This window comes from Virgibacillus necropolis (assembly GCF_002224365.1).
GTDB classification, from domain to species: domain Bacteria; phylum Bacillota; class Bacilli; order Bacillales; family Amphibacillaceae; genus Virgibacillus_F; species Virgibacillus_F necropolis.
This window is the reverse complement of record NZ_CP022437.1, coordinates 277,219-298,809: the sequence shown is the minus strand read 5'-3', so window position 1 is coordinate 298,809 and position 21,591 is coordinate 277,219. Positions and strand designations below refer to the sequence as shown.

Here is a 21,591-nt window from a genome sequence, read left to right as displayed (position 1 = left end):
CGGACGCAAAACGCCTGGTTTTTGGCGTTTGGTTTTAAAATAGTGATTTTCAGTGTTGTCACAGGTTTTTAGTGACGAGGAGGTAACAACAAAATGGCGGATCAGGAACGTTCAAATGTTCAAGAAATAAATATTAGTCAAGAAATGCGTACATCATTTCTTGATTATGCAATGAGTGTAATTGTCTCACGGGCATTGCCAGATGTTCGTGATGGACTAAAACCAGTTCATCGTAGAATTTTATACGCAATGAATGATTTGGGTATGCATTCGGATAAGGCACATAAAAAGTCAGCACGTATTGTTGGTGAAGTAATCGGTAAGTATCACCCACATGGTGATTCTGCTGTTTATGAAACGATGGTACGTATGGCGCAAGACTTTAGCTATCGTTATATGCTTGTTGATGGTCATGGTAACTTTGGTTCAGTCGATGGTGATTCTGCTGCAGCTATGCGTTATACAGAAGCGCGTATGTCAAAAATTTCAATGGAACTATTGCGAGATATAAATAAAGATACGATTGATTATAGAGATAACTATGATGGTTCAGAGCGCGAACCAGTCGTGTTTCCATCACGCTTCCCTAACTTAATCGTGAATGGTACATCAGGAATAGCTGTTGGTATGGCAACCAATATTCCGCCACATAACTTAGGGGAAACAATTGATGCCGTATTAGCTATCAGTAGAAATCCTGAAGTTTCCATTGATGAATTAATGGAAAACCATATATATGGACCAGATTTCCCAACTGCTGGTCAAATCCTTGGTCGTAGTGGGATTAGAAAAGCATTTGAAACAGGAAAAGGCTCTATTACGATTCGAGCAAAGGTACGTATCGAAGAACAAAAAAACGGTAAATCAACAATTATTGTTAATGAGCTTCCATATCAAGTGAACAAGGCAAAACTAATTGAAAAAATTGCAGATCATGTTCGTGATAAACGAATCGAAGGTATTACAGATCTGCGTGATGAATCGGATCGTAATGGACTTCGTGTTGTTATGGAATTACGCCGTGATGTGAACGCGAATGTTGTATTAAACAATTTATACAAATACACCTCCTTGCAAACTACTTTTGGAATCAATATGTTGGCTTTAGTTGACGGACATCCAAAAGTTTTAAATATTAAACAATGTCTGGTACATTATTTGGACCACCAGAAGGTAATTATTAAGCGTCGAACTGCCTTTGAATTGAGAAAAGCAGAAGCCCGTGCACATATCCTTGAAGGTTTACGAATTGCATTAGATCATTTAGATGAAGTGATTGCGTTAATCCGTAGCTCTAAAACTGGTGATATTGCGCGTGATGCATTAATGGAGCGTTTTGGACTTTCTGAAAAGCAGGCACAAGCTATTTTAGACATGCGTTTGCAACGCTTAACAGGTTTAGAAAGAGAAAAAATTGAAAATGAGTACAATGAGCTTATTCAATTAATTGATGAGTTAAAAGCAATTCTAGCGAATGAAGAAAAGGTATTAGAAATTATCCGTGAAGAATTAACAGAGATTAAAGAACGCTTTAGTGACCCACGTCGAACCGAAATTATGGTTGGTGGCATGGACTTCTTTGAAGATGAAGATTTAATCCCTGAAGAAAATATCGTAATCACGCTTACCCACCAAGGGTATATTAAGCGATTACCAGCATCTACGTATCGTACTCAAAAACGAAATGGTCGCGGTATTCAAGGTATGGGTACCAACGATGATGATTTTGTCGAACATTTAGTGTCTACTTCAACACACGATACCGTATTATTCTTTACAAATAAGGGTAAAGTGTACCGTGCAAAAGGATATGAGATTCCTGAGTTTAGTCGAACTGCTAAAGGGATTCCAGTCATTAATCTATTACAAATTGAAAAAGATGAATCGATTAATGCTGTTATCACAGTTAATGAGTTTGCAGAGGACTGGTTCCTATTCTTCACGACAAGGAATGGTGTTTCTAAGCGAACAACCTTATCGCAATTTGCACACATCAGAAAAGGTGGATTAATCGCAGTTAACCTACGGGAAGATGATGAGCTTATCTCTGTTCGTTTAACGGATGGAACGAAGGACATTATGATTGCAACACAGAATGGTTATTTAATTCGTTTCCCTGAAGATCAAATTCGTTCCATGGGCCGTACTGCAGCAGGCGTACGTGGTATATCCTTACGTGGGGATGACAAGGTTGTTTCTATGGAAATCTTGGACGAGGGACTACAGATTTTGCATGTTACAAATAAAGGGGTCGGAAAACGCACACCTGAAGATCAATATCGAATTACCAAACGTGGTGGTAAAGGTATCTTTACATGTAAATTGAACGAGGATACTGGACAAGTCGTTACAGTGAAGGCTGTTACAGGCGAAGAAGATATTATGCTCATAACGGTAGCGGGCGTGCTAATTCGAATTCCTGTTGCTGGTATTTCCCAATCAGGACGTAATACACGTGGCGTAGGCTTAATTCGTTTGCAAGAAAATGAAGAGGTTGCAACAGTTGCTAAGGTTGAGCCTGAAGATGAAGAAGAAATTAGCGAAGAAGAAGTTGACGCTGATTCATCTGAGGTAACAGACGAAATAGACGACCAGGCAACAATAGAAGATGACAATGATAAACAAGATGAATAACTAAAACAACAGGATAAAGAAGCACTCAAAAGGCGACTTAGCAGAGAAATGAAAAATAATATTCTCTTTGAGTCGTCTTTTTTTTAAAAGCAAAGAAAGTATAAAATTTTGGCGATTATCTGTCTAGCTCCAGCGCCTAGACACTCGAGACATAAGCAGTTCGCCTCCGTGCGAGCAAAGCACCCACACTGCACCGCTCTGCTTATGCTTGTCGTGTCTTTCAAGGCGCTTGCGCTTTTCTTAAAAGGAGAGGATGGCATGCGTGTTGAACCATCACAGTTAGTTCCAGGCTGTATGTTGTTAAACGATGTAAAGGGTAAATCTAATCGGGCTATTATTTCAAGAAATACCGTCCTTACCGAGGAACATATTACGATCGTGGAAAAGTTTCTAATTGCTTTTGTAGATGTGGGGTCTAAGCTTTCAGATGGAACAACATTTCAACCGAAAGCTATCCAACAGGAAAAGAAGCAGGTAAAACAAACGAATGATAGTAGTAACCTTGCTTTTGATGAGCACTACCATTATGTTGTTCAAAACTATAAAAAGCTTTTTACCGCCTGGCAAAATAACATTAAGGTAGACATGCCAACCGTACGAAAACTTGTTATTCCATTATTCAAACGAATTGATCAGGATAATGTAGATATTTTCACATTGCACCAATACAACACCAAAAAGGATTATATGTATCATCATTGTGTTGGGGTTGGTTTGTTGGCAATGTATTTGAGTAAAAAGATGGGTTATCCTAGCGGTGAGTCTATTCAAATAGGGTTAGCTGGTTTTTTAAGTGACTGTGGAATGGCAAAAATTTCACCAACTATTTTAAATAAGACAGAGGGATTATCAGCAATAGAGATCGATGAAATGAAAAAGCACCCTACATATTCGTATCGAATGATTGAGCAGATTCCAACAATCACACAAATCGTTAAGCTAGCAATTTTACAGCATCATGAACGAATGGATGGAAGCGGTTATCCACTAGGTGTAAAAAAAGATAAAATTCACGCCTATTCGAGAATTCTTGCTGTTAGTGATATATACCATGCCATGACATGCGAACGGTTATACCAGTCAAAACAGTCACCATTTAAAGTAATGGAAGAGCTTATTCGTGATAAATATACGCACTTTTCTCATCAAGTTGTTGATACATTTAGTAAAAGCCTAACCAATTTTTCAATTGGAAAAAGGTAAAGTTATCCATCGGTAGGACTGGTGAGATTGTCTTCGTTGATGAAAAGTACCCTACCCGCCCAATAGTACAGTTTGATCAATCAAACGAGATCTTATCACTTAAAAACAATCCAGCAATTTTTATTGACGAAATAGTAGTAGAAAGACCTTCTTAATGATAAGAAAGTCTTTCTACTTGCATAACTGTAGTGTATTGTCTAGAACAACCGCTAACCTTTTCTTTGTAACCATTCCCCCAATAAAGCTTCTATCTTATCTACCACAACGGTTAAATAATGGACAATAATAGAATAATCCAGATCGTACTTTGTAGCAAAAAGCTCGCCCCAATACTCCGTTTCATAGCGACTGATCATACTCAAATTATATAACAATAAATAGTGAACCAGTATTTCTGGTATGGAAACAAAATAAGTGCGATCGGTTGGGAAGTAAATCTCTTGTTTATTCAAATGGCACTTGAATGGTCCTCTCAATTGTTGAATAGGCTTTTCCAGTAGCACGACAATCTGTTGACTAACTATTTCTGATTTTTTGATGGTTGGAAGATACGGACTAATTCGCTGAATAAATGCTCGTTCCGTCACATGGTAGTTATCAAGAATGGACGCAGGAAAGCGTAAAATAGTAGAGTCAATCCTTCCAATAGAGATACTTTTTTCCTTGTTGTTAAGTGCAAAAAAGTCGTTCATTTCAGGAATTAAATATAGCAAGAAATCCATTTTAACCTTTGTAAAGGGAGGAGTTTTCAACGAAAATAGATGGCTACACGCATAGCTGAATAGTCCATTTTGTTGGATTTTCACCTCATCATGAGTAAAGGTGTAGTCTTTTTTCTTTCTTTTTCTAGCTGATACTCCGTGTGCTAAAATAGAGGTTGATTCTGGGTAGTTCGGTCGATTTGTTAGTAAGCATGTTTTTAAGGTATGACACATTCCATAAAAGTATAATAGCGGTTTAAGACGAACATCTCCCTTTTCTCCCTCTCTAAAAAACAGCTGACCCTGCTCAAGGTAATACATAAATGTCCCACTATTTTCGTAACTTTTGGCGTCGGCGTCTATTTCGACAAGATTTGCATAACAATTCCTCAAGTAAATTTGACTAGATTGGAGGTTTTGTAATGAGGTATAAAAGGTTGAAATATCCTGTTTTATCATACGTTTCCCCCTCCCAAAAAAGATTTATTTGATAGTGTTTCCCAAATTAATAAAAGTACGCATATTTAATGCTTTATTGTACCTCTATTCAGAGTAGTGCTTTGATTTACAACAGGTATATAATATAGTAAAGTAAATTGTAAAATGCTTACAATCACGTTCTAAGTGGTATAGTTATTAGAATTTATTGGTTGATTATAGGAGGATATAATGAAAAATCTACCGTTTATCCCAGTTATCATAGGGACAGATATAAATGCTTATAATATGGCTATTTCTTTTCATGAAGCATATGGCATTAAGCCAATTTTAATAGGCAAACAACAAATGGCATTCACAAATTTGAGTTCGGTAATTGAAAGAATTGAAATATATCCAACATTGTCGAATCCTGAAAAGTTTGTTTCAATACTAAAACAAGTAGCAACTAATCTAAAACCTTCGAATAAAAAACTTCTTTTAGTAGGCACAAATGATGCATATGTACGTTTGATTATAGAAAACGCTGCAGTTCTAAAAGAGGATTATGTATTCAATTATATCAACGAATCCTTAATGAACAAACTGCAAACAAAGTCGAATTTCTATAAATTTTGCAAAGAATACGGAATTGAAACACCAGAAACTTATTTTTATGATTGCAGTGGATCACTATCATTCAATGAACAGCTTACCTATCCAGTTATTATAAAACCCAGCAATGGTATTGCGTATTATAATAACAAGTTTGAAGGTCAACAAAAGGTATATAAAGTCGAATCGGATGAGGCATTCCAGGAAGTTGTAAACAAGATTACTGCAAGTGGTTATCAAGAAGAACTTATTATTCAAGACTATATCCCCGGAGATGATACATATATGTGGGATTCTGTATTATATGTCAATTCTTCTGGTAAGACACAGCTTGTCACATTTGCGCAAGTTGTATTACAAGAACATACAGCTACGGCTATCGGTAATTACACAGCATTGATTACACGTTATAACAAGGAAATGATGGAGAAGTTACAACATTTCTTGGAATCAGTAGGGTATGTTGGGTTTGCAAACTTCGATATAAAATATGATACGCGTGATGGCAAGTTCAAAGTGTTTGAAGTGAATATCAGGCAGGGAAGATCCAGTTATTATGTCACAGCACTTGGACATAATATGGCAGAATATCTTGTAGACGATGGAATCTATAACAAGGAAAAAGAACTAACCTTTTTGAATAAAGATTATTTGTTTACCGTTGTTCCTAAAATTGTGTTACGTAATTTTGTCGAAAATCAGGATGTTTTACAAGATGTTAACCGTTTAATTAAACAAAAAAAATGGGGTAATCCATTATTTTATAAAAACGATCATCATTTGAAGCGTAAATTGTATTTATTTGTCCGTCAGATAAATTATTATCGTAAATATAAAAATAATAAATGGTAATAAAAGAACACATTCTGACAATCAATGTTTATCCACGTAGATAGGTTAATCCTATCAAGAAGTAGTTACAATATTTAGAATGCATTTTCTTTTTAAACTTTCATAAAAACCTGTTGAAAAAGAGTTTTCGATACCGTATTCTAAGTAACAATTAGTGTAACCTTATAGCCAAAAAGCACGCATATATGCCAAAAAATTACAATTAGGAGGATGAAGATGCGCGAGGATAAATTTGTCAAAGAAGGATTAACGTTTGATGATGTCTTGTTGTTGCCAGCAAAGTCAGAAGTTCTTCCAAAAGATGTAGAAGTAAAAACTATACTCTCAGAAAGATTAAAGCTAAATGCCCCGTTTATCAGTGCAGGTATGGATACTGTGACAGAAGCGGAAATGGCAATAGCTATGGCACGTCAGGGTGGATTTGGTGTTATTCATAAAAATATGTCGATTGAAGATCAGGCAGAGCTGGTTGATCGTGTAAAACGTTCGGAAAGTGGCGTAATTACGAATCCTTTCTTTTTAACCCCTGAACATCAAGTTTTTGATGCTGAACATTTAATGGGGAAATTCCGCATCTCTGGTGTTCCAATTGTAAATAATCAAGAAGAGCAAAAACTTGTAGGTATCTTAACGAACCGTGACTTACGTTTTATTCAGAATTACTCTATTTTAATTCATGAAGTAATGACAAGTGAAAATCTAGTGACAGCACCAGTTGGAACTACACTTGACGAAGCGGAAAATATTCTTCAACAGTATAAAATTGAAAAATTACCACTCGTTGACGATAATGGTGTATTAAAAGGACTTATTACGATAAAAGATATAGAAAAGGTAATTGAATTTCCAAACGCAGCTAAAGATGGACAAGGAAGATTGTTGGTTGGTGCGGCTGTTGGTGTAACTGTTGATGCCATGAGAAGGATCGATCATCTGGTAAATAGTGGTGTTGATGTGGTTGTGATTGATACAGCACATGGCCATTCTAAGGGTGTGCTTGAACAAGTTAAGCGTGTAAGAGAAGCGTATCCAGATTTAGATATTATTGCAGGGAATGTAGCGACCGCAGAAGCTACCAAAGAACTGATAGAAGCTGGCGTATCCATTGTAAAGGTTGGAATTGGCCCAGGCTCTATTTGTACGACTAGAGTAGTAGCAGGTGTTGGTGTTCCCCAAATTACTGCTGTCAATGATTGTGCAATGGCAGCGTCTGAATATGGTGTTCCCGTAATAGCAGATGGTGGAATTAAATACTCAGGTGATGTTGTAAAGGCCCTTGCAGCAGGTGCTCACGCTGTCATGCTTGGTAGTATGTTTGCCGGTGTTTCAGAAAGTCCAGGGGAGACGGAGATTTTCCAAGGCAGACAATATAAAGTTTATCGTGGAATGGGATCTGTTGGCGCGATGAAAGCAGGCTCTAAAGATCGCTATTTTCAGGAATCATCAGAAGCAAAAAAACTAGTGCCAGAAGGTATTGAAGGGCGAGTTGCCTATAAAGGTCTACTTGCAGATACTGTTCATCAATTGATCGGCGGATTACGTGCAGGAATGGGGTATTGTGGAACAGCCACCATTACTTCATTACGAAATGATGCACGATTTATTCGCATTACCAATGCTGGATTACGCGAAAGTCATCCACACGACGTTCAAATTACAAAAGAGGCGCCAAATTATTCAGTTTAGGTTACAAATTCCATGAAAATGTCGTAATATGGGTAAATTAACCTAGTGAAAAGAAATAGATAGGGAATATTCCCCGTCTATTTTTTTGCACCTTTTTGTGGTAAAATATCAAAGATACAAACAATTTTGCAGGTAGAGGATTTTCCAATATAATGTTGGCGTTAAGTCCCGATTTTACTAAGGTGGAGGTAGAGAGAAAGTGAAACACAATGTAAAGAGAAATTTGTCATTATTTCTTGTAGTACTTGTAATGATGACAACGGTATTTGTACAACCTATGACAACAAAGGCAGCGGAGACAGTCGATCTTGAAGCGGAATCAGCAATTTTAGTTGATGCAGAAACAGGTAAAGTTTTATTTGCCAAAAACGCTGATATGGCACTTCCACCAGCTAGTATGACTAAAATGATGACCGAATACCTTGTATGGGAAGCAATTGAAAGTGGTGAAATCAGCTGGGATACAACAACCACAATTAGTGACTATGCATATAGTATATCCGCTAATCCAAACCTCTCTGGAATTGGCTTACGTCAAGATAAAGAATATACGGTAAAAGAATTATACGATTCAATGGCTATTATCTCTGATAATGGTACGACAATTGCACTTGCAGAACTCATCTCAGGTTCTGAGGGTGAATTCGTGAAATTGATGAATAAAACCGCAGAAGAAATGGGACTTCCTGATTATAAATTTGTGAACTCTACTGGGTTACCTAATTCCTTTTTAGCTGAAAACGTTCCAGAGGGGACAGACCCCGATGCGAATAATTTATTATCTGCTAGGTCTGCAGCATTATTAGCATATAATCTTATTAATGATCATCCACAAGTTTTGGAGGTATCCAGTCAAACTAAGTTAGAGTTTGAAGGGTATACAGTTGAAAATTTGAACTGGATGCTGCCGCATGATGCGACTTTCTTAAAGGAATTCACCTATAAAGGCGTAGATGGTCTTAAAACTGGTAATACAGACATAGCCGGATATTGTTTTACAGGAACAGCTGAGCGCGACGGACAACGGCTTATTTCAGTTGTGATGAAAACAGACAGTAAAGCTAAGCGTTTTGAGGAAACCGCTAAACTATTAGACTTTGGATTTGATAACTTTGAAACAAAAGAATTATTTGCTAAGGGATATCAATTAGATGGACAATCTTCATTACCAGTATCTAAAGGACAAAAAGGTACAGTTGAAGTTGCAACAGATAAGGCAATTAAACTTCCCGTGCAACAGGGACAAGAAGAGAAATACACCATGAAATATACATTAGATAAAGATAAGCTAAATAAAGCTGGTGAATTATCTGCACCTATCGAAAAAGGTGAAAAGGTTGGTAGTGCAGAGTTAATTTATGAAGGTGAAAATGATTACGGCTATATTTTTAACGTTGAAACGAATAAGACTGTGGATATAGTAGCACAGGAATCTGTAGAAAAAGACAATTGGTTCATGCTAATCATGGGCTCAATAGGCGGATTTTTCAGTGACCTATTTTCTACAGCCGTTGAGACTGTTAAAGGTTGGTTTTAAGTAGTATAATAATCTAGGCTAAAGATTCAGAAAAAGATTAAGACATACAGGAGGAATTACGAATGACAAATACAGGAACAGAACGTGTTAAACGTGGAATGGCAGAAATGCAAAAAGGCGGCGTGATCATGGATGTTGTGAACGCTGAACAAGCTAAAATTGCTGAAGAATCAGGAGCAGTTGCTGTAATGGCTTTAGAACGTGTTCCATCAGATATCCGTGCTGCAGGAGGAGTAGCTCGTATGGCTGAGCCTGGAATCACGGAACAGGTAATGAACGCTGTTTCAATTCCTGTAATGGCAAAAGGACGTATTGGTCATATTGTCGAAGCACGAGTTTTAGAAGCAATGGGTGTCGATTATATTGACGAGAGTGAAGTGTTAACACCAGCAGATGACGTTTTCCATTTAAATAAATCAGATTATACAGTTCCATTTGTCTGTGGGTGTCGTAATCTAGGCGAAGCTGCACGTCGAATTGGTGAAGGTGCTTCTATGCTTCGTACAAAAGGTGAGCCAGGAACAGGAAACATTGTCGAAGCGGTTCGTCATATGCGCCAAATTCAATCAGAAATTCGTCAATTATCAGCAATGTCAAAGGATGAAATCATGACATTTGCTAAAAATATTGGTGCTCCATATGAGATATTACTACAAATTCGCGAAGAAGGTCGTCTTCCAGTAGTTAACTTTGCTGCAGGTGGAGTTGCTACTCCTGCTGATGCTGCATTAATGATGCATTTAGGTGCAGATGGTGTATTTGTTGGATCAGGTATCTTTAAATCAGATAACCCTGCAAAATTTGCAAAAGCAATTGTAGAAGCAACAACTCATTATACGGATTATAAGCTAATTGCTGAACTTTCTAAGGGTCTTGGTACTGCTATGAAAGGTATTGAAATGAGTACACTAGAAGCACACGATCGTATGCAAGACCGTAGCGAATAGAAAGAAGGAAAAGGCATGACAACAATTGGTGTACTTGCACTTCAAGGTGCAGTTCGCGAACATATTCGTTCAGTTGAAGAATCAGGTGCAAAAGCAGTTGAAATAAAACGTACAGAACAACTAGAAGATATCGATGGACTTATTTTTCCTGGTGGAGAAAGTACAACGATGCGTCGTTTAATTAATAGCTATGGTTTTTTTACAGCACTTAGAGAATTTGGTGGAAAAGGTAAGCCAATATTCGGCACATGTGCTGGACTGATTCTAATGGCGACAGAAATAGAAGGTCAGGAGACTGGTCATTTAGGTTTGATGAATATGAAGGTTGCACGTAATGCCTTCGGACGCCAGGTTGCAAGCTTTGAACAAAAACTTGCGATTGAAAATGTGGCTGATGATTTTAATGCTGTATTTATTCGGGCACCATATATAGTAAAAGCTGGAGCGGAAGTTGAAGTTTTGGCAACCTATCAGGACCGAATTGTTGCAGCCAAACAAGGTCATTACCTATGTACTGCTTTTCATCCAGAGCTAACCGATGACAATCGTTTTGTAGAATATTTTGTTAAGATGGTGGAAGAGTCTAGAAAAACACTTGCATCTTAATGAGAAGTTATGTATGATGTATCATAATCATTTAAACAGTAACGCAAGGAAATAGTAACAGTGAAACTTTCTAAAGAGAATCGATGGCTGGTGCGAATCGATGTTAGTTATCTGTGAATCCATCCTTAAACTGGTTTGCTGAACTAGCGCTTAAGTAGGTAAACCCGGTTAAAAACCGTTAACATTTTTTGAGCCGGAAGAATTCATTTCTTCAATCTGGGTGGTATCGCGGGTATACTCTCGTCCCTATTTTTATTAGGGGCGGGAGTTTTTTTTGTTTTATAAAAAATTCTTAAGTTATGAAGGAGGAACAAATTATGTTAGACATGAAGTATTTACGTAACAATTTTAAAGAGGTTAAAGAGAAGCTTACTCATCGCGGAGAAGATCTTTCTGAATTAGATAAGTTTGAAGAACTTGATGCAAGACGCAGAGAGCTTATTGCTGAAACGGAAGCATTAAAAGCAAAACGCAACGAGGCATCTAAACAAATCTCTGTTTTGAAAAAAGAGAAAAAAGATGCTGAACCAGCTATTAAAGAAATGCGCGAGGTTGGCAATCAGATTAAAGTTCTCGATACAGAATTAAATGATATTGAAGAAAGATTGGAAACGATGCTGTTGTCTATTCCAAATCTGCCACATGAGAGTGTACCTATTGGAGAAGACGAAGATGACAATGTGTTAGCACGTACATGGGGTGACGTTCCAAACTTTACGTATGAAGTACAACCGCACTGGGATATTGCAACTAACCTAGATATTTTAGACTTTGAACGTGCTGGAAAGGTTACTGGAAGTCGTTTTGTTTTTTATAAAGGGCTTGGGGCGCGTTTAGAGCGGGCACTACTAAACTTTATGATGGATTTACATGCAGACGAGCATGGTTACGTGGAAATGCTTCCGCCGTATATGGTAAACCGTACAAGCATGACAGGTACTGGTCAGCTGCCGAAGTTTGAGGAGGACGCTTTCAAGCTTGAGGATTGGGATTATTTTTTAATACCGACAGCAGAGGTACCAGTAACTAATTATCATCGAGATGATATTTTACGAATTGATGATTTACCAAAAAAATATGTGGCGTACAGCGCATCTTTTCGTTCTGAAGCGGGATCTGCTGGAAGAGATACACGCGGGTTAATTCGTCAGCATCAATTTAATAAAGTAGAGCTTGTCCATTTTGTAAAACCAGAAGATTCTTATGACGTGTTAGAAGAATTAACTGGAGATGCAGAAAAGGTTTTACAGCTGTTGCAATTACCCTATCGTGTCATGAGCATGTGTACGGCAGACTTAGGTTTTACAGCTGCTAAGAAATACGATATCGAGGTATGGATCCCAAGCCAAGATACCTATCGCGAGATTTCTTCTTGCTCTAATTTTGAAGATTTCCAAGCGAGACGTGCTGGTATTCGCTTTAGACGAGAAGAAAAGGGCAAACCAGAATTTGTTCATACGTTAAATGGATCTGGACTCGCAATTGGCCGTACTGTTGCAGCTATTTTAGAGAATTATCAACAAGAAGATGGCTCTGTAGTGGTGCCTGAAGTGTTACGACCTTATATGGGTGGGAAAGAAGTTATAAAATAACTATGCAAAACCTAGGTTTTGTATAGATTCACCTTCTTACTTTCGTATCCATGAATAACGGGGTTTTATCGCTAATTAGTAGTATGATCTGGCAAAAAAGTACAAAAAAGAAAAAAATATTCCCATCTAATTGACAACATAATATTCCCGTGTTATATTATTACTTGTCGATTACGGAGGTATACCCAAGTTCGGCTGAAGGGATCGGTCTTGAAAACCGACAGGCGGGTCAAACCGCGCGGGGGTTCGAATCCCTCTACCTCCTCCATTTATTAAATAAACATAAATTAAAAATACACCAAACCGTTACTATTTGTAGCGGTTTTATTTTATTTAATGAAACTTGACAATTAGTAGTTCAAGAAGTATATTATTGTGAAACTAATATAACTATAAAAACAATGAATAGGCTAGTAAATGATTGTCTATGCGTGAGAGAGTGGAATTCACCGGCTGAAAGATTCCATCGTGTTAGCATTATTGAACCTACCTGTGAGTCGTTAGATAAAAGCTAACCGCAGCTAATTCTGCGTTATCAATGGAAAGTGGACATTTAATTTAAGTCAATTAAGGTGGTACCGCGGATATAAACCTCAATCCGTCCTTTTTATAAGGACAGACCTGAGGTTTTTTTAATTTGAAAAGGAGGAAAATCCATGTTAAGGAAAATATCATTTGTTGGCGCTGGGTCAATGGCAGAGTCAATAATTGCTGGAATTGTAAAGGAAAAAAACCTACATCCTGATCAGATTTTCGTTACGAATAAAGATAACAAAGATCGGTTAGAACGATTAAAAAATCGTTATCACGTACAGTGTACAACAGATAAAGAAGCAGCGATTACTGGTGCGGATATTGTTGTTTTATCCATGAAACCTCATGATTTAATGGCTGCTGTTGAAGCGATGAAGATGCACATCAAACCAAATCAAGTGATTGTTTCTGTGTTGGCAGGTGTTTCGATTGATTATATCTCTTCTATTGTTGGTCGCGATGTACCAGTAGTTCGTGCGATGCCGAACACATCCGCATCAATCGGATTTTCTGCAACGGCTATAGCCAGAGATAATAAGGTATCAGATGAACAATTAAATGCGATTTTGTCCCTTTTTGGTACTGTCGGCACAACAACAGTCATTGAGGAAAAGGATATGCACACGGTAACAGGACTCTCCGGAAGTGGTCCAGCATATATCTATTATTTGGCAGAGGCGATGGAAGAAGTGGCTGTTAAATCTGGACTCGACAAAGAGGTAGCAAAGTCGTTAATTATGCAAACCATTATTGGTGCTGGGGAAATGCTTAAGCGTTCCGGTGAACCTGCAGAAGTTTTACGGAAAAAAATCACGAGCCCAAATGGTACAACGCAGGCTGGGCTTAAAACATTAGACGAGTTAAATTTTCAAGAAGCCGTCATCGAGGGTGTGAAAAGTGCACGTGATCGCTCGATTGAACTTGGGGAAGGTAATAAGAGGTAGTTCGTCATGTTTGAAATAAATCTGCAATCCATTTGGTATCTTCCCTATCTGTTTTTAGCAACGTATGGCCTTTATTTAGGGATTCGGGTGTGATGTTGCAGGAATCCTCCAATAAATTGAATACGGCAGACAGTTAATATAAGTATTACTTATTGATTTTGGCAATAATTATTAATTTATTGGAATGGAGTCCTCAAATGGGTTATATCAGCCTTGTCTTTTTAGATGTAATACTTTACAGTAACGTTTGTCATTTATTTAGCGATGTATTTATTTTGAGGTTTTTATCAGGAGCAGATGATATTGAAATTAAAAAGAAATGTACCCTATAGAGCGGACCCCTTTGTAGGTTCCTTTTCCGTAGAGTACATTTTCACTGAGATGGATTACTCCTCATTAAGAATTACCTTATAAGCTCCCTCGTTTTCCATTTACGTGATTGTTGAATAAAATGGCCGATTTTTTCGAGAATGGGTTCGACGGAGTCTTCTTTTTTCATTAGATCATAATCTGAAATTTTAATCCGTAAGATAGGGCAGGAGTTAAAGTTATTAATCCAATTTTCATATCTGGTATACATTTCTTCCCAATAGCTTAATGGTGTATTCTTTTCCATTTGACGACCGCGAACTTTGATACGACCCAATACTTCATCAAGTGTCCCTTCCAAATAAATCAATAGATCCGGATGTGGGAAGTATGGCGTCATCACCATCGCTTCAAAAAGATTTGTATATGTTTCGTAATCAATTTTTGACATTGTTCCATTTTCATAATGCATTTTTGCAAAAATACCTGTATCTTCATAAATTGAACGGTCTTGGATGAATCCACCGCCATATTCAAATATTTTCTTTTGTTCTTTGAATCGTTCTGCTAGGAAATAAATCTGAAGATGGAAGCTCCAACGCTCAAAGTCTGCATAAAAGTTTTCTAAATATGGATTAGCTTCAACTTTTTCAAAGGATGTTTTAAACTGTAATGCATTTGCTAGTGCATTTGTCATGGTGGACTTCCCTACACCTACCGTTCCAGCAATAGTAATGATACTATCGTTTGGAATATGGTATTTCTCACGTAAATTCATGTCTTTTTCCCCTTTATTGTTTCACTATTGCTTTTTGATTGTTTAAATGGCTCTCAACTTGCTTGATGATCGTATTTAAGTCCTTTTGCTGCTTCACAAAATCCTTTTCATCGCCATTGATTCGGATGACTGGGATGTCAGGATGTAATGTCTCAAAGTGATTCATATAATCCTCATAATCACTTGCTAGCTGTGCAAGATAGGAATGCTTGATGTTTTGCTCAATTTCCCGCCCGCGTTGTTTAATCCGTGCTAAAACAGTATCAAGGCTTGCATGTAAATAAATCATCATGTTCGGTACGGGCATATCCTTAGTCAAGATATGATAGATCTGCTCATATTTTTTAAATTTATCTTGTTGTAAAGTACGTTTTGAAAAAATCATGTTTTTCGATATATGATAATCGGCGACAACCGCCTTATGTTCATTTAGGTATTTCTTTTCAATGTCTTCTAATTGTTTAAATCGATTGCATAAAAAAAACATTTCCGTTTGAAAACTCCACTCGTCAATGTCATCATAAAATTTGCCTAGAAATGGGTTTTCTTCAACAATTTCTTTTAACAAATGAAAATCAAAATGGACAGATAGTTTTTTTGCTAAAGATGTTTTTCCAATGCCAATAGGTCCTTCGATGGCAATGAACGGAACCTCTGCCATATGTACTCCTCCATTCAATGTCTATGTGATCGACAGATGTATTATATTTTAGCATAACCTAGATTTCTAATCCATATAGATAGATGAGTCTTTCCATTTAGTAAAGAGTTTTGTATAATAGAAAATGGTTGTTAAAAAATTAATGAACTTTTGGCGTTTAGCTATAGCACCTTTCTTTTTCGCCCCCGTAGCTCAGGGGATAGAGCATTAGTTTCCTAAACTATGTGTCGCAGGTTCGAATCCTGCCGGGGGCACTTTTTAAAATCTATATTCAGGATGACACCATTTTAACGAATGGTGTTTTTTGTGTTTAATTTATATAGTGACAGGGAATTAAAATTATAAATGTTACAAAGGAGGAATTTTAAATGGAACCGAAGTATAAAATATTCCATGATGATGACCAGTTGAGTGAAACTATTGATAAGCTTAGAAATAATGGGATCCGTGAGGAAGACATATTTGTTCTTGCTCATGATAATGATCATGATAGACGTAACAGAAAAGAAACAGATGCCAATAAGATGGGCGTTAAGGTAACAGGATTTGGAACTGCTACAAAGAATGTTTTTAGAAGCAAAGGTGATAAATTACGATCCAAAATGAAAGAAATTGGATTTGATGCATCCATGGCTGAAAAACTAGAAGAAGAGTTGGATAAAGGTAAATCGTTATTAGTTGTAACAAATCAAGATAAAGTCAGTTTCTAAGGGCTTATAAGTAAGCCAAAAGCTTGTAGAGAAAGTGTGCCTTTTTCTACAGGCTTTTTTCAAGAGCAAAGAAAGTATTTGACGATTATATGTCTAGCTCCAGCGCCTAGACACTAGGGGACATAAGCAGTTCGCTTCCGCGCGAGCAAAGCACCCACACTGCACCGCTCTGCTTATGCTTGTCGTGTCTTTCAAGGCGCTTGCGCTTTTCTTAATTGCTGCTGAAAATTTGAAAATATAGGATGGTATTTCTCATGAAATCAGCTTATCTTTTCCGAAGGCTTACGTGACTTGTAGGCAACTCAGTAGAAAAGGGGAGCTTATTTACTTTAGCTATTTATTTTTTGTGTGAATTACTTTAAAAATTGGAAATTATGTTCTAAACTATAAACAGTTACCTAAATAGTTTTATTATTTTAAATTTCATGCTTGTAAACGATTTCAAAATTAATGATGGGGTGATTGAATGGATATGCAGCGGATACCTGCACAAGAAGGTAATTATAATCTACAAAACTACGACAAAGTACGCGCGGGATTCTCGTGGGATGAGGTAAAAAAGAATTTTAGCTGGAATGAAACTGGTAAAGTGAATATTGCATACGAGGCAATTGATCGTCATGCAGATAATCCAGATAAAAAAGATAAAGTAGCATTATTATATTCATCACCAGATCGAGAAGAAAAAATGACTTTTGATGAAATCCGAAAGAAAAGTAATCAGTTTGCGAATGTATTGAAGAAATATGATGTGAATAAAGGCGATCGTGTCTTTTTATTCCTACCGCGAACTCCTGAATTCTATGCAGCGTTTTTTGGTATTTTAAAAACAGGTGCCATTGCTGGACCGTTGTTTGAAGCATTTATGGAGCAAGCTGTTCGTGATCGTTTGAAAGATAGTGAAGCGAAGATGCTTATTACAACTCCAGAGTTGTTAGGGCGTGTGCCACAAGAAGATTTACCTAATCTAGAAAAAATTGTTCTAATTGGTGAGTCAGATAAAACTTCTGATAAATATATTCATTATGCGGAGGAGATGAAGGAAGCATCAACTGACTTTGATATCGAGTGGGTTGATTTAGAGGATGGCATGTTACTTCATTATACGTCAGGTTCAACTGGTAAGCCTAAGGGGGTTTACCATGTGCACAACGCCATGATCCAGCATTATGCAACAGGTAAGTGGGTTGCAGATTTGAATGAAGATGATGTTTATTGGTGTACAGCGGATCCAGGCTGGGTTACTGGAACTAGCTACGGAATTTTTGCACCATGGTTAATAGGTGCAACAAATGTGGTGCGTGGAGGACGTTTTAGTCCAGATGATTGGTATGGAACGATTGACAAAAATAATGTGACGGTATGGTATACTGCGCCAACAGCATTACGTAAATTAGTGAGTGCTGGTGAGACCAAAGTGAAAGATCATGACTTTTCATCATTGCGTCACATCATGAGTGTTGGTGAGCCGCTAAATCCTGAGGTTGTTACGTGGGGATTGAAGGCATTTAATATGCGCATCCATGACACATGGTGGATGACTGAAACAGGTGCAATGCTAATTGTGAATTTCCCATCTATGGAATTGCGTCCAGGCTCAATGGGTAAACCAATTCCAGGAGTAGAAGCATCAATTGTAGATAATGAAGGTAATGAGCTTCCACCGAATCAAATGGGTAACCTTGCCATTAAAAAAGGCTGGCCTGCCATGATGCGCAAAATTTGGAATAACGAAAGTAAATTTGAAAGTTACTTTGTTAACGGATGGTATGTATCAGGTGATAGTGCTTACAAAGATGAAGACGGCTACTTCTGGTTCCAGGGTCGTTTAGATGATGTGATTAATACATCAGGTGAACGTGTAGGACCATTTGAAGTGGAAAGTAAATTAATCGAGCATCCAGCAGTAGCAGAAGCTGGCGTCATCGGTAAACCAGATCCAGAGCGGGGCGAAATTATTAAAGCGTTTATTACATTGAATGATGGTTATACGGAGTCAGATGAATTGCTTGAAGAAATTCGCCAGTTCATCAAAACAGGCTTAAGTGCACACGCAGCACCACGTGAACTAGAAGTTAAGGATACCATCCCAAAAACGCGTAGTGGTAAGATTATGCGCCGATTGTTGAAATCATGGGAATTAGGATTACCAACAGGTGATACATCGACATTAGAAGAATAGATTGTCAAAAAGGGGTGCCAACTTGGCGCCCCTTTTGACTATATCAACACACATTCTATTCTGACCGAACTCTATTATTATAATGTTTTATTTCCAGACAGTCGGGAAAACAAATCTATGTAGCGACTTAAAAGGAGCGGATAAATAATGAGTAAAATAGCATGTGTTATAACAGATATGTTTGAAGATGTGGAATATACAGACCCAGTAAAAGCATTTAAAGAGGCTGGGCATGAGGTAGTAGCAATTGAAAAGGAAAAAGGTAAAAAGGTTACTGGTAAGAATGGAGAAGCATCGGTTACGATTGAGGAAAACATTGATGATGTTAACCCAGATAACTATGATGCATTATTCATTCCAGGTGGATTTTCACCAGATCAATTACGTGCAGATGAACGATTTGTAGCATTTGCAAAACATTTTATGGATGTGAAAAAGCCTGTATTTGCAATCTGTCACGGACCACAGTTGTTAATTACAGCAAAAACATTAGAAGGTAGAATGGCAACAGGTTTTAAATCCATTCAGGTAGATATGGATTATGCAGGTGCTAAGGTAAAAGATGAAGAGGTTGTAGTTTGTGACAACCAATTAGTAACAAGCAGGCAGCCTGATGATATCCCAGCATTTAATCGTGAATCGTTAAACTTGTTGAAATAAAAATAATTGTAAAGCCACACGAACAAATTGTTCGTGTGGCTTTTCTAATTTACACTCATCCTCTTTTTACAATGTTGAAGTTCGCTTGCAAAAGCAACCAGTTTTGTGGAAATGCTAATCCTAGCTTCCAGTAACTAATTCCTAGTAAATTCAACTCTTTTATCATGTTAAACTTTGCCTGAATAGATCTAGCGTCCTCAAACCAGACTTCATGTCTACTTCCCTGTGCATCAAAATAGGTGAAGAAGGGTGCTTGTGCTTCTTGATCGTATTCAATCGCTACATTTTCTGTTCGTGCTAAAGTAATTGCTTGCTGGGGGCTAAGAGCGTCTGCTATTTCACCACCTTCCATGTATGGAAGTGTCCAATCATAGCCATATAAGTTTTGACCCAGTAAAATTTTCTCAGCAGGCATTACCGATAATGCAAAGTCAACAACTTCACGCACATTATTTATTGGTGAAACGGGAAGCGGTGGACCTCCGCTATAGCCCCATTCGTAAGTCATGAGTACAACGAAATCTGCAATTTCACCATGTGCTGCGTAATCATGCGCTTCGTACCACGCGCCCTCTTGTGTCGCACTTGTTTTTGGTGCAAGTGCTGTGGACATGAGTAAACCAGCTTGTGATAAACGTTCTTTTGCCTTTCGCAAAAAGTTGTTATATGCCTCCCGGTCTTCAGGTGGCAAAAATTCAAAATCAAAATGAACATCCGAAAATCCAACAGTTGTCGCCGTATTAACAATGTTATCTAGTAGATTGTTTTGTACCGCTTGAACCGTCAAGATGATATGGCCAAGCTCTGCACTGAATTCGCCATTTTCTAGATTTGTTACAGCAAGCATTAGTGTTGTATCGTTGTTTTCTGCAATCGTTTTGAAATTATTCAATGGGGGAGCATTTAGACTACCATCTCGATTAACCGTATAACTAAATGGTGCTAAATAAGTAAGGAATGGTGATTGTTTTCTGGCGGCTGTTTCTAGGGTGTCTGATACTGTATCTCCATATGGTTCTATATATGCATTTGAAACAATGTTTGGTTCGGCTTGAGGTGGAATATATAATCGGAATCCAACAGGCAGCGTGTTTCCAGCAGGAATATTATTGATTCGTGCTAATTCTTGATAAGGTATACCAAACTTCTGAGCGATGGAAGATAAACTTTCCCCACTTTGGACAAAGTAAAATTGTCCAATAATAGGTATCACGATTGCTTGCCCGACTACTAGCGCACCTGGTGCATCTAATTCATTGGCATTAATAATGGTTTCCATTGGCGTGTTATATGTATTTGCTATATTAAAAATTGTGTCCCCTTGTTTTACTACATGAATTTGCATAAATAAACCCTCCTCTAACCGATGTCTATTAACATGGTATGAAAAGGATTTACGATATATGAATATATCAGGAAGTATAAGTTGTTTTTGTGTTTATCTGTCCAGCTTCAGCACCTAATACGCGCTCGTACTTTTCTTTTTAAATAGTATCTGTTTTTGCATCCATGACCGATCGCATTAAATATAAGGAGTATTCATTTCCTTTTTTTTCATTTGAAGCTATACAATTTTCAGGTACCCGTAGTGAGTACTCATACATATAAGCGTCCTTCGCTGTAAATAAAATGCAAATGTCGCCAGCGATGCCAGCTAAAATTAGATTCGTCTTACCAAGCTCAATTAACAGCGATTCTAATGGGGTTTGAAAAAACGCAGAGTGCTTTGGTTTAATTAAAAAGTAATCATCATGATCTGGTTGCATTTCTTCAATTATTTCCTGACTGTTTTCATTTTTACAATGGTTGATTAGCTTATTGTAATCTGCTTGCCATAAACCGTAATGATCATTAACATAAATAACAGGAACTTTGTTATCTTTGGCATATCGTTTCAGCTTTTTTAAGTGTGGTAGTATTTCTTTTGTATGCTTGAGTAGTCTTTCTCCACGTTCAAAGTTAAAATCATTTATAATATCAATAAAGATAACAGCGGTATTTTGCAAGGATTGTTCCATGAATA

General features: G+C 37.4%; 17 protein-coding genes, 2 tRNA genes and 2 other annotated features. Of the genes, 14 read left to right on the top strand and 5 right to left on the bottom strand.

What is annotated here, in order from left to right; genetic code table 11:
• Positions 1 to 93 precede the first annotated feature (93 nt).
• Together gyrA and CFK40_RS01600 are read left to right on the top strand one after the other, a co-directional pair.
• Positions 94 to 2,634 (top strand): DNA gyrase subunit A, encoded by a 2,541-nt coding sequence (gene gyrA, locus CFK40_RS01605; RefSeq protein WP_089530358.1) that lies wholly within the window; start codon positions 94 to 96, stop codon positions 2,632 to 2,634.
• Between the two features lie 258 nt (positions 2,635 to 2,892).
• Positions 2,893 to 3,837, top strand: coding sequence for an HD-GYP domain-containing protein (locus CFK40_RS01600; RefSeq protein ID WP_227001845.1), 945 nt, complete (start codon positions 2,893 to 2,895; stop codon positions 3,835 to 3,837).
• 209 nt (positions 3,838 to 4,046) lie between these two features.
• Here CFK40_RS01600 and CFK40_RS01595 read toward each other — a convergent pair whose 3' ends face one another.
• Positions 4,047 to 4,997: a YaaC family protein gene (locus CFK40_RS01595; protein WP_089530357.1), complete on the bottom strand. Its 951-nt coding sequence runs from the start codon at positions 4,995 to 4,997 to the stop codon at positions 4,047 to 4,049.
• Between the two features lie 210 nt (positions 4,998 to 5,207).
• Between CFK40_RS01595 and CFK40_RS01590 the strand changes: the two genes are divergently transcribed.
• From CFK40_RS01590 to proC, 8 genes are all read left to right on the top strand, one after another.
• Complete coding sequence (locus CFK40_RS01590) at positions 5,208 to 6,422, top strand: carboxylate--amine ligase (RefSeq protein WP_089530356.1); 1,215 nt, start codon at positions 5,208 to 5,210, stop codon at positions 6,420 to 6,422.
• A gap of 216 nt (positions 6,423 to 6,638) precedes the next feature.
• Entirely contained in the window at positions 6,639 to 8,108 is a 1,470-nt protein-coding gene (gene guaB / locus CFK40_RS01585; protein WP_089530355.1) for an IMP dehydrogenase, read from the top strand.
• 199 nt (positions 8,109 to 8,307) lie between these two features.
• Positions 8,308 to 9,645 (top strand): serine hydrolase, encoded by a 1,338-nt coding sequence (locus CFK40_RS01580; RefSeq protein WP_227001844.1) that lies wholly within the window; start codon positions 8,308 to 8,310, stop codon positions 9,643 to 9,645.
• Between the two features lie 62 nt (positions 9,646 to 9,707).
• Positions 9,708 to 10,592 (top strand): pyridoxal 5'-phosphate synthase lyase subunit PdxS, encoded by an 885-nt coding sequence (gene pdxS, locus CFK40_RS01575; protein ID WP_089530354.1) that lies wholly within the window; start codon positions 9,708 to 9,710, stop codon positions 10,590 to 10,592.
• A gap of 15 nt (positions 10,593 to 10,607) precedes the next feature.
• Positions 10,608 to 11,198, top strand: coding sequence for a pyridoxal 5'-phosphate synthase glutaminase subunit PdxT (pdxT, locus tag CFK40_RS01570; RefSeq protein ID WP_089530353.1), 591 nt, complete (start codon positions 10,608 to 10,610; stop codon positions 11,196 to 11,198).
• A gap of 32 nt (positions 11,199 to 11,230) precedes the next feature.
• Positions 11,231 to 11,449, top strand: a binding site (T-box leader).
• A gap of 66 nt (positions 11,450 to 11,515) precedes the next feature.
• Positions 11,516 to 12,790, top strand: a complete 1,275-nt coding sequence (serS, locus tag CFK40_RS01565) for a serine--tRNA ligase (RefSeq protein WP_089530352.1) — start codon at positions 11,516 to 11,518, stop codon at positions 12,788 to 12,790.
• Positions 12,791 to 12,965: 175 nt separating this feature from the next.
• Positions 12,966 to 13,058: transfer RNA gene (locus CFK40_RS01560), tRNA-Ser, on the top strand.
• A 124-nt stretch (positions 13,059 to 13,182) separates the two neighbouring features.
• Positions 13,183 to 13,399: a binding site (T-box leader), on the top strand.
• Positions 13,400 to 13,446: 47 nt separating this feature from the next.
• Positions 13,447 to 14,268, top strand: a complete 822-nt coding sequence (gene proC, locus CFK40_RS01555) for a pyrroline-5-carboxylate reductase (RefSeq protein WP_089530351.1) — start codon at positions 13,447 to 13,449, stop codon at positions 14,266 to 14,268.
• A 403-nt stretch (positions 14,269 to 14,671) separates the two neighbouring features.
• On the opposite strand, the gene CFK40_RS01550 is transcribed toward proC, so the two are convergent.
• Complete coding sequence (locus CFK40_RS01550) at positions 14,672 to 15,355, bottom strand: deoxynucleoside kinase (protein ID WP_089530350.1); 684 nt, start codon at positions 15,353 to 15,355, stop codon at positions 14,672 to 14,674.
• Positions 15,356 to 15,368: 13 nt separating this feature from the next.
• A complete protein-coding gene (locus tag CFK40_RS01545; RefSeq protein ID WP_089530349.1) occupies positions 15,369 to 16,016 on the bottom strand; it encodes a deoxynucleoside kinase in 648 nt (215 codons plus the stop codon).
• A gap of 181 nt (positions 16,017 to 16,197) precedes the next feature.
• On the opposite strand from CFK40_RS01545, the gene CFK40_RS01540 reads away from it, so the two are divergent.
• The 4 genes from CFK40_RS01540 (at position 16,198) to CFK40_RS01525 (ending at position 19,568) form a co-directional block, all read left to right on the top strand.
• A tRNA-Arg gene (locus tag CFK40_RS01540) sits at positions 16,198 to 16,270 on the top strand.
• 114 nt (positions 16,271 to 16,384) lie between these two features.
• Positions 16,385 to 16,726, top strand: coding sequence for a YflT domain-containing protein (locus CFK40_RS01535; RefSeq protein WP_089530348.1), 342 nt, complete (start codon positions 16,385 to 16,387; stop codon positions 16,724 to 16,726).
• A 466-nt stretch (positions 16,727 to 17,192) separates the two neighbouring features.
• The gene (gene acsA / locus CFK40_RS01530) at positions 17,193 to 18,908 is read left to right on the top strand and encodes an acetate--CoA ligase (protein ID WP_089530347.1); all 1,716 of its coding nucleotides are present in this window, start codon (positions 17,193 to 17,195) and stop codon (positions 18,906 to 18,908) included.
• Positions 18,909 to 19,055: 147 nt separating this feature from the next.
• The gene (locus CFK40_RS01525; protein ID WP_089530346.1) at positions 19,056 to 19,568 is read left to right on the top strand and encodes a type 1 glutamine amidotransferase domain-containing protein; all 513 of its coding nucleotides are present in this window, start codon (positions 19,056 to 19,058) and stop codon (positions 19,566 to 19,568) included.
• 55 nt (positions 19,569 to 19,623) lie between these two features.
• Here CFK40_RS01525 and CFK40_RS01520 read toward each other — a convergent pair whose 3' ends face one another.
• A complete protein-coding gene (locus CFK40_RS01520; RefSeq protein WP_089530345.1) occupies positions 19,624 to 20,913 on the bottom strand; it encodes a glycoside hydrolase family 18 protein in 1,290 nt (429 codons plus the stop codon).
• A 139-nt stretch (positions 20,914 to 21,052) separates the two neighbouring features.
• The gene (locus CFK40_RS01515) at positions 21,053 to 21,586 is read right to left on the bottom strand and encodes a cysteine hydrolase family protein (protein ID WP_089530344.1); all 534 of its coding nucleotides are present in this window, start codon (positions 21,584 to 21,586) and stop codon (positions 21,053 to 21,055) included.
• Between the last annotated feature and the right edge of the window lie 5 nt (positions 21,587 to 21,591).

Coding starts and splice junctions, on each gene's coding strand:
- gyrA (WP_089530358.1), top strand. CDS start 94: ATGGCGGATCAGGAACGTTCAAATGTTCAAGAAATAAATATTAGTCAA.
- CFK40_RS01600 (WP_227001845.1), top strand. CDS start 2,893: ATGCGTGTTGAACCATCACAGTTAGTTCCAGGCTGTATGTTGTTAAAC.
- CFK40_RS01595 (WP_089530357.1), bottom strand. CDS start 4,997: ATGATAAAACAGGATATTTCAACCTTTTATACCTCATTACAAAACCTC.
- CFK40_RS01590 (WP_089530356.1), top strand. CDS start 5,208: ATGAAAAATCTACCGTTTATCCCAGTTATCATAGGGACAGATATAAAT.
- guaB (WP_089530355.1), top strand. CDS start 6,639: ATGCGCGAGGATAAATTTGTCAAAGAAGGATTAACGTTTGATGATGTC.
- pdxS (WP_089530354.1), top strand. CDS start 9,708: ATGACAAATACAGGAACAGAACGTGTTAAACGTGGAATGGCAGAAATG.
- pdxT (WP_089530353.1), top strand. CDS start 10,608: ATGACAACAATTGGTGTACTTGCACTTCAAGGTGCAGTTCGCGAACAT.
- serS (WP_089530352.1), top strand. CDS start 11,516: ATGTTAGACATGAAGTATTTACGTAACAATTTTAAAGAGGTTAAAGAG.
- proC (WP_089530351.1), top strand. CDS start 13,447: ATGTTAAGGAAAATATCATTTGTTGGCGCTGGGTCAATGGCAGAGTCA.
- CFK40_RS01550 (WP_089530350.1), bottom strand. CDS start 15,355: ATGAATTTACGTGAGAAATACCATATTCCAAACGATAGTATCATTACT.
- CFK40_RS01545 (WP_089530349.1), bottom strand. CDS start 16,016: ATGGCAGAGGTTCCGTTCATTGCCATCGAAGGACCTATTGGCATTGGA.
- CFK40_RS01535 (WP_089530348.1), top strand. CDS start 16,385: ATGGAACCGAAGTATAAAATATTCCATGATGATGACCAGTTGAGTGAA.
- acsA (WP_089530347.1), top strand. CDS start 17,193: ATGGATATGCAGCGGATACCTGCACAAGAAGGTAATTATAATCTACAA.
- CFK40_RS01525 (WP_089530346.1), top strand. CDS start 19,056: ATGAGTAAAATAGCATGTGTTATAACAGATATGTTTGAAGATGTGGAA.
- CFK40_RS01520 (WP_089530345.1), bottom strand. CDS start 20,913: ATGCAAATTCATGTAGTAAAACAAGGGGACACAATTTTTAATATAGCA.
- CFK40_RS01515 (WP_089530344.1), bottom strand. CDS start 21,586: ATGGAACAATCCTTGCAAAATACCGCTGTTATCTTTATTGATATTATA.